9 protein-coding genes are annotated in these 12,884 nt (G+C 63.4%); 3 read left to right on the forward strand and 6 right to left on the reverse strand.

Translation table 11 applies throughout. From position 1 onward, the window contains the following. Window position 1 precedes the first annotated feature (1 nt). The 3 genes from ACW9HW_RS14405 (at window position 2) to ACW9HW_RS14415 (ending at window position 4,374) form a co-directional block, all read left to right on the forward strand. Window positions 2–1,399 (forward strand): aldehyde dehydrogenase family protein, encoded by a 1,398-nt coding sequence (locus ACW9HW_RS14405; RefSeq protein ID WP_457400448.1) that lies wholly within the window; start codon window positions 2–4, stop codon window positions 1,397–1,399. Further along, the gene (locus ACW9HW_RS14410; RefSeq protein WP_095196197.1) at window positions 1,396–2,556 is read left to right on the forward strand and encodes an iron-containing alcohol dehydrogenase; all 1,161 of its coding nucleotides are present in this window, start codon (window positions 1,396–1,398) and stop codon (window positions 2,554–2,556) included. Before ACW9HW_RS14405 ends, ACW9HW_RS14410 begins: the two co-directional genes overlap by 4 nt. A 261-nt stretch (window positions 2,557–2,817) precedes the next feature. Next, window positions 2,818–4,374 (forward strand): amino acid permease, encoded by a 1,557-nt coding sequence (locus ACW9HW_RS14415; protein WP_095196196.1) that lies wholly within the window; start codon window positions 2,818–2,820, stop codon window positions 4,372–4,374. A gap of 129 nt (window positions 4,375–4,503) precedes the next feature. Here the strand turns inward: ACW9HW_RS14415 and ACW9HW_RS14420 are convergent, their stop codons facing one another. The 6 genes from ACW9HW_RS14420 to ACW9HW_RS14445 form a co-directional block, all read right to left on the reverse strand. Beyond that, window positions 4,504–5,820, reverse strand: coding sequence for an MFS transporter (locus ACW9HW_RS14420; RefSeq protein ID WP_095196195.1), 1,317 nt, complete (start codon window positions 5,818–5,820; stop codon window positions 4,504–4,506). A 55-nt stretch (window positions 5,821–5,875) separates the two neighbouring features. Beyond that, window positions 5,876–7,093 (reverse strand): fumarylacetoacetate hydrolase family protein, encoded by a 1,218-nt coding sequence (locus tag ACW9HW_RS14425; RefSeq protein WP_457400457.1) that lies wholly within the window; start codon window positions 7,091–7,093, stop codon window positions 5,876–5,878. Between the two features lie 166 nt (window positions 7,094–7,259). Beyond that, the gene (locus ACW9HW_RS14430) at window positions 7,260–8,315 is read right to left on the reverse strand and encodes an Ldh family oxidoreductase (protein WP_095196193.1); all 1,056 of its coding nucleotides are present in this window, start codon (window positions 8,313–8,315) and stop codon (window positions 7,260–7,262) included. A gap of 16 nt (window positions 8,316–8,331) precedes the next feature. After that, window positions 8,332–9,912, reverse strand: coding sequence for an aldehyde dehydrogenase (NADP(+)) (locus ACW9HW_RS14435; protein WP_457400450.1), 1,581 nt, complete (start codon window positions 9,910–9,912; stop codon window positions 8,332–8,334). A gap of 36 nt (window positions 9,913–9,948) precedes the next feature. After that, window positions 9,949–11,496: a UxaA family hydrolase gene (locus tag ACW9HW_RS14440; protein WP_457400452.1), complete on the reverse strand. Its 1,548-nt coding sequence runs from the start codon at window positions 11,494–11,496 to the stop codon at window positions 9,949–9,951. 164 nt (window positions 11,497–11,660) lie between these two features. After that, entirely contained in the window at window positions 11,661–12,623 is a 963-nt protein-coding gene (locus tag ACW9HW_RS14445; RefSeq protein WP_457400454.1) for a LysR family transcriptional regulator, read from the reverse strand. Window positions 12,624–12,884 lie beyond the last annotated feature (261 nt).

Genomic DNA, 12,884 nt, shown 5'->3' on the forward strand with positions numbered 1-12,884 from the left:
CATGACCTCGACGATTCAACTCATCTCCCCGGTCGATGGCCGGGTCTACGCCGAACGCCCCTGCGCCGATGCGGCCCAGCTCGACAAGGCGCTGGATGCCGCCGCAAACGCCCAGGCGCAATGGAAACGCCGACCACTGGGCGAACGCGCGGCTTTTTGCAATGCCGCAGCGGACGCGATGCTGGCCATGAAGGATGAAATAGCCCCGGAACTGGCTTGGCAGATGGGCCGCCCGGTGCGCTATGGCGCCGGTGAACTGCGTGGTTTTGACGAACGTGCGCGGCACATGATTGCCATTGCGCCTGAGGCATTGGCCACTGTCGAACCCGCGCCCATCTACGGTTCTCGCCGGCATATCAAACGCGAACCGCTGGGCACGGTGCTGGTGATCGCCCCGTGGAACTACCCCTATCTGACCGCCGTCAACACGATCATTCCGGCGCTGATGGCCGGCAACAGCGTCATCCTCAAGCACGCTTCGCAAACACTGCTGGTGGGCGAACGTTTCGCCGAAGCCTTTCGCCGCGCCCATCTGCCGGAAGGGCTGTTTCAGAACCTGGTACTCGACCATGAGCAGACGGGCAGGATCATTGCTTCTGCGCGCGTACAGCAGGTGAACTTCACCGGTTCGGTGGGCGGCGGCAGAACCATGGAAAGCGCTGCCACCGGACGCTTTCTCGGCATGGGCCTGGAACTCGGCGGCAAGGATCCGGCTTACGTTCGCGCCGACGCCAACCTCGACCACGCCGTGGAAAACCTGGTGGACGGCAGCTTCTTCAACTCCGGGCAGAGCTGCTGCGCGGTGGAGCGCATCTATGTCGATCAAGGCCTCTACCCGGCGTTTGTCGAGCGTTTCGCCGCCCTCACCCGCCAGTACGTGTTGGGCAATCCGCTGGACGAAGCCACCACCCTCGGTCCGCTGGTGAGTCCGCAGGCTGCTGATTTTGTCCGTGACCAGATTGCCGCCGCACTGAGCCAGGGCGCCAAGGCACTGATCGGTCCACAAGACTTTGCCGTTGATGTACCGGGCAGCGCCTACCTCGCACCGCAAGTATTGGTCGACGTGACCCATCAAATGTCAGTCATGCGTGATGAAAGCTTCGGCCCGGTGGTCGGCATCATGCCGGTGGCCAGCGATGACCAAGCCATCGCCTTGATGAACGACAGTGAGTTCGGGCTCAGCGCCTCGATCTGGACCCGGGATCTCGCCGCCGCCGAACGCCTGGGCAACGAGATCGAGACCGGCACCGTGTTCATGAATCGCTGCGATTACCTCGACCCGGCACTGGCCTGGACCGGCGTGAAGAACAGCGGGCGCGGCGTGACGCTGTCGCGTCTGGGTTACGAACACCTGACCCGAGCCAAATCCTTCCATTTGCGCCACGAGATTGAGCCATGAGCCTGACGGGAAACTGGAACTACCCCACGAGCATTCGCTTCGGTGTCGGCCGCATCAGCGAACTGGCCGAGGTCTGTCGCAACCAGGGTATCCAGCGACCGCTGCTGGTGACCGACAGTGGCCTGGCGCGCGCACCGATCACCACCGCGGCGCTGGATGCCTTGCGCAACGCGGGGCTGGGCGCAGCGCTGTTTTGCGACCTCAAACCCAACCCGGTCGAAGCCAACCTGGCCGGCGGGCTCGAGGCCTGGCGCGCGGGCAACCATGACGGTGTGGTGGCCTTTGGCGGCGGCAGTGGCCTGGACATGGGCAAGCTCATTGCGTTCATGAGCGGACAGACCCGGCCGGTGTGGGATTTCGAGGACATCGGCGACTACTGGACCCGTGCCGATGAAAGCCGCATCGCCCCGGTCATCGCGGTGCCGACCACTGCCGGCACCGGCTCCGAAGTGGGCCGCGCGGCGGTGATCATCGACGATCGCACCCACACCAAACGCATCATCTTCCACCCGAAAATGATGCCACGGGTGGTCATCAGCGATCCGGCCCTGACCGTCGGCATGCCGGCAAAAGTCACTGCCGGAACCGGCATGGATGCGTTATCGCACTGCCTGGAATCGTACTGTGCCCCCGGGTTTCATCCCATGGCCGATGGCATCGCGGTCGAGGGCATGCGCCTGGTAGCCAATGCACTGGTGCGCGCGGTGCACACTCCGTCCGACCTCGATGCGCGCGGGCAGATGCTCGCCGCCGCGGCGATGGGCGCCACCGCTTTCCAGAAAGGCCTGGGGGGCATGCACGCCCTGGCGCATCCGATCGGCGCGCTGTACGACACCCACCACGGCATGACCAACGCCACCCTGATGCCCTATGTCCTGAAATTCAATCGCCCGGCCATCGAGGAACGCATCACGCGCCTGGCGGCTTACTTGCATCTGCCCTCCCCGGGCTTCGACAGCTTCCTGGCCTTCGTCCTCAAATTGCGCAAGGACATCGCCGTGCCGCATACGCTGTTTGAACTGGGGGTGGATGACAAGCAGGCAGACCTGATCGCCGACATGGCGATTGTCGACCCGTCCGCCGGTGGCAACCCGCTGCCGCTGACCCGGGCCGGCGTGGCGGAAATATTCGAAGCGGCGTATCACGGCCGCTTGTAGAACCGCGATGATTACATTGTGGCGAGGGGATTTATCCCCGTTGGGTTGCGAAGCGACCCCAAAAAAATGGGACTGCTGCGCAGTCCAACGGGGATAAATCCCCTCGCCACAAGTATGTGCCCGGGCTAATGGACTGGCATCAGGATTAGTCCGGGCAAGTTTCACCGGTTGGAAACAGGAGCAGTACGACAAGGGGTTGAAGGCCAGGCCGTCCGGGCGTCCCGGATGGATGCGTATCAAAACCTGAAGGGGCACACAACGATGAACCCAGCAAGCCAGCCCGGCACCGACGCGCACGACGAGGACGTCAAGGTGCTGCACAGCATGGGCTATGCCCAGCAGCTCTCGCGACGAATGGGCGTTTTTTCCAACTTCGCGATTTCCTTTTCGATCATCTGCATCCTCTCCGGCGGCATCAACTCACTCGCCCAGGGCACCTCCGGCGCGGGCGGTGCCTCGATCGGCATCGGCTGGCCGATCGGCTGCCTGATATCCGGGGTGTTCGCCCTGGCCATGGCGCAGATCTCCTCGGCCTACCCCACCGCCGGCGGGCTGTATCACTGGGGCTCGATCCTCGGCAACCGCTTCACCGGCTGGCTCACGGCCTGGTTCAATCTGCTGGGACTGGTGACGGTGCTCGGTGCGATCAACGTCGGCACCTATTACTTCTTTTTCGGTGCCTTCGGGCCGACGCTGGGCATGGAAGACACCACCACGACACGGGTGATTTTCCTGGCGATCCTCACCGGTCTCCAGGCCCTGTGTAACCACCTGGGGATCGGCCTGACCGCGAAACTCACCGACTTCTCCGGCTATCTGATCTTCGCCACGGCACTGGCGCTGACCGTGGTCTGCCTGATTTCGGCCCCCAGTTACGAGTTCTCCCGGCTGGTGACCTTCGGCAACTATTCCGGCGAGGCCGGCGGCAGCGTCTGGCCCCAGGTCTCCAACGGCTGGATCTTCATGCTCGGCCTGCTGTTGCCGATCTACACCATCACCGGCTACGACGCCTCCGCGCATACGTCCGAGGAAACCCGCAATGCCGCCATGTCGGTGCCACGCGGGATGGTCATGTCGGTGGTCTGGTCGCTGCTGTTCGGCTGGGTCATGCTCAGCGCCTTCGTGCTGATGCTGCCGAGCATGGACGAAGCGGCCAAGCAAGGCTGGAGCGTATTTTTCTGGGCCATGAACACCCAGGTGAACCCGTTGCTCAAAGACGCGTTGTTCGTGGCGATTTTCGTCTCGCAGGTGCTCTGCGGCCTGGCCACCGTGACCTCGGTTTCACGCATGATCTTCGCGTTTTCCCGTGATGGCGGCCTGCCGTGTTCCAAGGCACTGGCCTCGGTTTCGCCGACCTTTCGCAGCCCGGTGGCGGCCATCTGGACCGGCGCCACGCTGGCGGTATTGTTTGTGTGGGGATCGTCCGTGATATCGATCGGTGAAACGCCGGTCTACACCATCGTGGTGTCCTGCACGGTGATCTTCCTGTTCTTCTCGTTCGTCATTCCCATCGTGCTGGGCCTGTTTGCCTACGGCACCTCGAAATGGCCGACCATGGGCCCCTGGAACATGGGGCGCTTCTGGTACACGGTGTTTGCCCTGCTCTCGGTGTTGTCGATGGTGATCATCTTCGTGATCGGCATTCAGCCACCGAACGATTGGGCGTTGTACATCACCATCGGCTTCCTGGTGTTGACGGCGATTGTCTGGTTCGGGTTTGAGGCCCGGCGCTTCCAGGGGCCGCCGGTGGGGGACATGATTGTCAAGCGCCAGGCCGATATTGCAGCGGCCGAGGCGGCTTTGGAGAAGCGCTCTTGAGGCGATTGCGCCTGTAGGAGCGAAGCTTGCTCGCGAAAAACGCTGGACAACGCATTCATTCAGACTGCACGCGTTATCGTTGACGTCCATCGCGAGCAGAGCTCGCTCCTACAGGTGTTTGTACATCCCTTACTCAGTCACGCCAACGATGTGCTCAGGCGCAGGCTCGGCACTGCCGATCGGCGCGTTGAGCAGCAGGAAGTACGCCAGGGCCGAGCACAGCGCCACCACCGCACTGATCATGAACGCGGTGTTGAACGAACCCGAGTACTGGATGCTGAAGCCGGTGACGATCGGTGCGACGGAACCGGCGATGTAGCCGCCGAAGTTCTGGATCGAACCGAACGAGGCGACCCGGCGGCTGTCGACGATGGTGTTGACGATCATCCAGGCCGTGGCGCTGGCCATGTTGATGCTGAACAGCGCCAGGCACAGCAGGATGATGCAACCGGTCAGGCCGCTGACATACGACAGCGGCAAGGTGAACAGCGCCGCCAGCACCAGGCCGGTGATCACGCCGAATTTGCGGCTGGCCAGGATGCTCATGCCACGGCGTACCAGCATGTCGCAGAAACGACCGGCGACGATGGTGCCCACCGCGCCGAAGCCATAGGCCAGCGACACCAGCCATGCGGTCTTGTACAGGTTCATGCCGTGCTCGCGCTCGAAGTAACCGGGCAGCCAGGTCAGGTGCAGCCACAGCATGTAGATCACGCCCATGAAGCCCAGGACCGCACCCCAGGTGCTGCGGTGCTTGAACAGGTCGAGCCAGCCAGCGAAGTACGACACCTTCGGTGCCTGCGGGTCGGCCGCTTGCACGTGCGCTGTCTTTTCGGTCGGCAAGGGTTTGCCTTCAGCCGCGAGTTCGGCCAGGTACTGCGCCTTGCTCTTGTAGAAGGTCAACCAGCACAGGGCCAGGACGATGCCGATCACACCGGTGATGATGAACATGCCACGCCAGCCGAAGTTGACCATGAACAGGGTCAGCAAGGGCGGCGCCAGGCATGGGCCCAGACAGGTCGACGACCAGACGATGCCGGTCGGCGTACCGCGCTCGTTGGCATCGAACCATTCGGACAGGGCCTTGGCCGCCGAGGGGAACATCGGCGCCTCGCCAATCCCCAGCAGCACGCGCAGGCCCATGAAGCCGGCGAAGCTGTTGACCATGCCGAACGCCGACTGCGCCACCGACCAGGCCATCAACGAGGCACCCAGGGCGATCTTGCTGCCCAGGCGGTCGATGATCAGGCCCATCGGCAACTGCGCAAAGGCGTAGGCAATGGAGAACGCCGACAACAGAATGCCCATCTGCGAAGGGCTGATCATCATGTCCTTCTGAATCGAAGTATTGGCGATCGACAGCGCACTACGGTCCAGGTAATTGACGATGCCGATCAATAGCAGGAAGACAACGGTGATGCTTTGATACTTCTTCAGTTTGTTCATCTGGTGGCCTTTATTATTGTTATTGCAGCGGTTTCAATGCCGGGAGAAACAAAAATCAGGGTTGGCGCGCCGTCACCGCCGCTTCGAGCAGACCGCGCCGGCTCAGGCTGTCGAGCAGCGAGCGCAGGCCGAAGTCCCATTGCGGCGCCTGGTCGCTGGTGGTCACACGGTTGCACAAGGTACCCAGCTGCGGGTTGCTGATCGCCACCACATCGCCCAATTTGTGGGTGAAACCGCTGCCCGGCTGGTCGCGATCCTGCTTGGGGGCGAACAGGGTACCGAGAAACAGCACCAGGCCGTCGGGATATTGATGGTTTTCATTGAGCGTCTGCTGGACCAGGTCAGCCGGGTCGCGGCTGATCTGGCTCATCGAACTGCGGCCTTCGAGGATGAAACCGTCCTGGCCTTCGACACGCAGATCCACTTGCGCGCTACGCACGTCATCCAGGCTGAAGGTCTCGTCGAACAAGCGCAGCAACGGCCCCAGCGAAGTGGAGGCGTTGTTGTCCTTGGCCTTGGACAGCAGCAAGGCACTGCGCCCTTCGAAGTCACGCAGGTTGACGTCGTTGCCGAGCATGGCGCCTTGAATAGTGCCGTTGCTCGACACCGCCAGCACCACTTCCGGCTCCGGGTTGTTCCAGCTCGACTTGGGATGAATGCCGATGTCGGCACCGTGACCGACCGCCGACAGCGGCTGGGCCTTGGTGAAGATTTCAGCGTCCGGGCCGATGCCCACTTCCAGATACTGCGACCACAGGCCCTGCTCTACCAGGACCTTGCGCAAGGCTTCGGCCTGGGCCGAGCCCGGGACGATTTGCGACAGGTCGGCACCGATGCGGCTGGCCAGGGTGTCGCGGATCGCGTCGGCCTTGGCCGGATCACCCTTGGCCTGCTCTTCCACCACACGCTCCAGCAAACTGGCAGCGAAGGTCACGCCAGCGGCCTTGACCGCCTGCAGGTCGATCGGCGCGAGCAACCATGGCAGGTTCTCGTCGCGCCGGCTCGGGTCGCTGTTGTCCAGCAGCGCGGGCAATTCGATCAAGGCCTCGGCCAAGGGCAAGGCACGCAAGTACGCCACCGGGTCAGCCACTTCAAGCAAGGCCGAGACGGTCGCCACATGGGCGCTGATATCGTACGCGGCACCGTCTTTGACCAGTATCACGGCGGGCCCCTGGCCGGGCAGCCAGACGCGTCCGACCCAACTGCCGGTGTTGAAAACGGCGGCATTTTTGCTCAGCTGCAGGGGTGCCCGGGTTTTCGATTCGTTGGTCATGTCTGCACTCTTGTTGTCGTTGTATGTCATGTCGGTACTCGCTCTCGCGACCTGTAGGAACGAGCTTGCTCGCGATGGACTTGAGGGCGCCGCGTCTAATCAGGACGCCAGCGTTATCGTTGACCTCCATCGCGAGCGAGCTCGCTCCTACAGGGGCAAATGGGCGTTAAGAAAGGGCTGGCAATTGCAACTGCCCGGCAGTCTTGTTGAGCTCATCGACCACCTTCGGCGCCAGGCTCACGCCTTCGCGCAGGGCCTGCTCACGCAGTTTCAAGCCGGCCTGGCCAGGCAAGCGCACCGGGCGCTCGGGGTCGACCGGTCGACTTGCCAGGATCAGTTTGCTCAGGAACGAGCTTTCGTCGGTGAAGGCCTCCAGCCCGCCGAAGAAACGCGGGTCGATCACCACCGCCGTGGCCGAGGCGCCCCATTGGTCCGGGGCGTCCTTGCGTCCGTGGCCGGCCAGGCCCGAGGTCAGCGCCTCGACCAGAATCGCCAGGGCAAAGCCCTTGTGGCCGAAGGCCTGGCCACCCAAGGGCAGAATGCTGCCCGGCGGTGTGGTGAAGAAGTCGGCCGGGTCGTCGCTCAACCGGCCCTCATTGCTCATCAGCACCGGGTGCGGCAGCGTGCTGCCGGCATCGCGGCACTGGCCGACCAGGCCCAGGGTCACGGTGGACATGCTGACATCCAGCAGGATCGGCTCGCCCCGGGTCGGGATGCCGGCGGCAATCGGGTTGGGCGTATAGATCGGATCGATTCCGCCGTGGGCGCACACCAGCCCCGCCGATGGGTCCGAGGAATACACCATGGCCACCAGGCCACGATCCGTGAAGGGTTTGAGGTAAGCAGCCAGACAACCGATGTGCGAGGCTCGGCGCACCACGGCGATACCGATGCCCTGCTGTGTGGCACCTTGCGCCGCGCTGTCCAGCGCACGGCTGACACAATAAGGGCCGAGCACATAGTGGCCATCGAACAGCGATGAAATGCCGCTATCGGAAACCTGTTCGAGCATCCCGGCACGGGCCTTGACCTGTCCTGTGAGCATACCGCCGATATAGCGGCTCACCAGATTGAGGCCGTGGGTACGATGACCCAGCAGCTCACCTTCGAGCAGTACCCGGGTCACCGCCTGGGCGACCTCGGTGTCGGCCCCGGCTTTTTCGAACAGTTGCTCGACGAACGTGGTGAGCGTTTGTGCGTCGTAGCGTTTGGCTTCAGTCATGCTTGTTGCTCCGTGATCAATTCAACGCCGCTGTACTGTGCTTGCCATCAACCAGGCGCTGTATGCCCAGTGGATTGGCGTTCTTCAAGGCATCGGGCAACAACGCATCGGGCACGTTCTGGTAGCACACCGGACGCAGGAAGCGATCGATCGCCAAAGTGCCGACCGACGTGCCGCGGGCATCCGAGGTGGCCGGGTACGGGCCGCCGTGGACCATGGCATCACACACCTCGACACCGGTCGGGTAGCCGTTAAGCAGCACGCGACCGACCTTCACCTCCAGCGCCCCGAACAGTTGACTGAAGGCGACGAGGTCATCGTTGTCGGCCAGCAACGTGGCCGTAAGTTGACCGTGCAAGGCGCCGACAGCGCGCAACAACTCAGCCTCGTCCGCCGCCTGGACCACTACCGTGCAAGGGCCGAAGACCTCTTCCTGCAACAGCTCATCCTGGTCCAGCAACAGGTTGATATCGGCCTCGAACAGCTGCGGCTGCGCCTGGTTCCCCTTCTGCGCCAGACCGCTCAAGTGTTTGATGCGCGGGTGAGCCAGCAAGGCCTGCAAGCCTTTGCCATAGCTGTTCAAGGTGCCGGCATTGAGCATGGTCTGCGGCGCCTGTTCGGCCATGTGCCCGGTCAGGCGCTCGATGAAGCTGCTGAATGCCGGCGAGCGAATACCCAATACAAGACCCGGGTTGGTGCAGAACTGGCCACAGCCCTGCACCACCGAGGCGGTCAGTTCCCTGGCCAGCTGCGCGCCACGATTGGCCAGCGCCTGTGGCAAGACCAGCACCGGGTTGATGCTCGACATCTCGGCGAACACCGGGATCGGTTGCGGCCTGGCCGCCGCCATGTCGCACAGGGCACGGCCGCCCTTGAGCGAGCCGGTAAAGCCCACGGCCTGGATGCCCGGGTGTTTGACCAGTGCCTCGCCAACGCCGGCACCGAAAATCATGTTGAACACGCCAGCCGGCATGCCGGTGCGTTCGACGGCGCGGATCAGCGCTTCGGCCACCCGCTCCGCCGTGACCATGTGGCCGCTGTGGGCCTTGAACACCACCGGGCAACCGGCGGCCAGGGCGGCAGCGGTATCACCGCCGGCGGTGGAGAATGCCAGGGGAAAGTTGCTGGCACCGAACACCGCCACCGGACCGACCCCGATACGGTATTGGCGCAAGTCCGGGCGCGGTAATGGCGAGCGATCCGGCAATGCCTGATCAATGCGTGCACCATAGAAATCACCACGACGCAGCACCCGGGCGAACAAACGCATCTGGCCGCTGGTACGCCCGCGCTCTCCCTGGATGCGAGCGCTCGGCAATGCCGTTTCCCGGCAGGTCAAGGCGATGAAATCCTCGCCCAGGCCATCGAGTTCGTCGGCGATGGCTTCCAGAAATTCCGCCCGGCGTACCGCCGGCAGGTTGCGAAACAGCGGGAACGCCGTACTCGCCGCCGCTACCGCATGGTCAACTTCGGCCAGGGTGGCCTGATGAAAAGCGCCCGGCAGGCGTTCGCCGGTATGGGCGTCGACGCTGTAGACCAGGGTGTCGCCCAGCGCACTGCGCTGGCCCGCGACAAAGTTATGTCCGGAAACTTGCATGTCATTTTCGCCTTGTGAAGGTTGCAGGGCTGTCAATCAGGTCACGGCACCGATCTGCCAGGGCACGAACTCGTTCTGCCCGTACCCGTGTTGTTCGCTCTTGCTGAGCTCGCCGGAAGCGATGCGCAGCATCTGTTCGAAGATGTAGGCGCCGCGTTCTTCAATGCTGGTGGAACCGTCGGCGATGCCGCCGCAGTTCACGTCCATGTCTTCTTCCTGGTGCTCGAACACCCGGTTGTTGGTCGCCAGCTTGATCGAAGGCACCGGCGCACAGCCGTAGGCCGAACCCCGGCCCGTGGTGAAGGCGATCAGGTTGGCACCGCCCGCGACTTGCCCCGTGGCCGAGACCGGGTCGTACCCCGGGGTGTCCATGAACACCAGGCCCTTGGCCCGAACCGCTTCAGCGTACTGGTACACATCCACCAGGTTGCTGGAGCCGGCCTTGGCCACCGCGCCCAGGGATTTCTCGAGGATGGTGGTCAGGCCACCGGCCTTGTTGCCGGCCGAGGGGTTGTTGTTCAGTTCGGCGTTCATGCGCTGGCAGTAGTCTTCCCACCAGTGGATGCGCGCGATGAGTTTTTCTCCCACCTCGCGGCTCACCGCGCGGCGCGTCAGCAAATGTTCGGCGCCATAGATCTCCGGGGTTTCCGAGAGGATTGCGGTGCCACCGGCCGCCACCAGGCGGTCAACGGCATTGCCCAGCGCCGGGTTGGCGGTGATGCCTGAGTAACCGTCCGAGCCACCGCATTGCAGACCGACGATCAAGTGGCGGGCGCTGACCGGCTCGCGCTGCACCCGGTTGGCCTGGGGCAACAATGCCTTGACCTGCTCGATACCGCTGGCGATGGTTTTCGAGGTGCCGCCCGCGCCCTGGATGGTGAAGGCACGCAACTGGTCGCTGGCCTGCAGACCCTGGGTCTCGAGCAGGCTCTCGATCTGGTTGGTTTCACAGCCCAGGCCGATGATCAGCACCGCAGCGAAATTAGGGTGTACGGCGTAGCCGCCGAGGGTGCGGCGCAACAGGCCCAAGGCCTCGCCGCCGGGGTCCACTGCGCAGCCGGCGCCGTGGGTCAGCGCCACCACGCCATCGATATTCGGGAAGGCCGCCAGCGCCTCGGGGTGGATATCCCGGCGAAAGTGATCGGCCACGGCCCGGGCCACGGTCGCCGAGCAGTTCACCGAGGTGAGAATGCCGACATAGTTGCGGGTCGCGACGCGGCCATCGGCACGCACGATGCCCTGGAACACGGCTTCGGTACTCGGCGTGGCGTGGGCATCGACGCCGAAGGCGTAGTCACGGGCAAAGTCGCCCATCTCCACATTGTGCACATGCACGTGATCGCCGGCTTCGATGGGTTGCGAGGCAAAACCAATGATTTGTCCATAACGGCGCAGGGGCTGGCCCCGCTCCACGCGTTGGGTCGCGACTTTGTGCCCGGAAGGAATCGGCTGGCGCACAGTGATCGCCTCGGCTTCCAGGCCCAGCCCCTCAGGCAGGGCCTGCCGTGCAATCACTACGTTGTCCAGGGGGTTGAGACGGATCACGGCTGGGTCGCCGGTCCGGGTTCTGGCAATCAGTTGCATGGGACCTCACAGGGCAGTACGGCTGACTTCTTGTTATGGCGTCGCCCGTTGCGTGACGGGCGAATCTGCGACAACTGTAGGGAGCCGGCGTCAACATTCCCAATGAGATGATCCGATCAATCGATAACCTGGCGTTATCGAATTGGCTTATCGAATGGCTTTAGTCAATCGTTCGCCACACCCTCCTCCCGGCGCTGCCGCGCGAAATCGAGGAGGATCCCGGCGAACTCCAGGGCCGAACCGGCCAGGGGCTCGTCCTTGCGGGTGATGATGCCGTACTCCAGCGCCGCCAGGCGCAGCGGGGTCTGCAGCTCCCTGAGCTGGCCACTGTCCAGCTGCGCCGCCACCATGGACCTGGGCAGCATCGCGATCATCGGCCCTGATTGCAGCAGTTGCAGGAACATCTGCATCGAGATGGTATCGACGCTGTCTGCCGGCGACGCGATACCGGCGGCCTTGAACGCCAGCTCCAGGCGATCGCGAATCGGCGTCCCCACCGGGTACAGCACCCACGGCCACTGGCCCAGCGCCTCAAGCGGCGTACTGTCCAGCGCGTTCAGCGGATGGCGGCTGTTGACCACCAGGCTGAAGGGCTCAGGCTCCAGCGGCTGGAAGTCGAAGACCTGGCGGTAACGCTCTTCGGTAAAACGGCCGATCATCAGGTCGAGCTTTTTTTGTTCAAGCATGTCCAGCAGGTGATCGCTGGACTGCTCCACCACTTCAATCGACAACAACGGACTGCGCGCCTTGATCGCGGCAATGGCCTGGGGCAGCACTACCGAGGTTGCCGCAAAAATCCCGCCCACCTTGAGAAAACCATGGCCGCCCTTGCGCAGCCGGTTGACCTGATCGACGAACGTGTGGGAATCGGCCAGCGCCCCCTGCGCATAACGCACCACGTACTCGCCAAGCTCCGTGGGCGGCATGCTGCGCGGCAGGCGCTGGAACAGGGCAAAACCGAATTGCTCCTCCAGGTCACGCAGCATTTTGCTCAAGGCGGGCTGGCTGAGGTTCATCTGCAGGGCGGTGGCGTGCATGTTGCGCGTGCGTGCCAGGGTGTCGATCAGCACCAGGTGCTTGAAGCGCACCCAGTTGCAGAAGCTGGAATGGGTAATGTCCGACGGCATCGGAGGTAGTGCCTCTTCTTTTGGTGGTGTTCATGATCCAGTGTACATATCCATTGCTGCGGCAACGGCCACTAATGGTTCCGCTCTTTCATCAGCCGGTCACTTGGAAGAGCCTGTAGGAGCTAAGCTTGCTCGAGGGGGCGGGCATCGCGCAAAACCGAAGCGAGGCGGCCTGACAGCCGACCTCATTTCGGCCCGGTCCGCGATCCTCTGTGGGAGCGAGCCTGCTCGCGAAGACGGAGTTTCAGACGAAGACTATTT

The sequence above is a fragment of the Pseudomonas sp. SDO5532_S415 genome, from assembly GCF_054071155.1.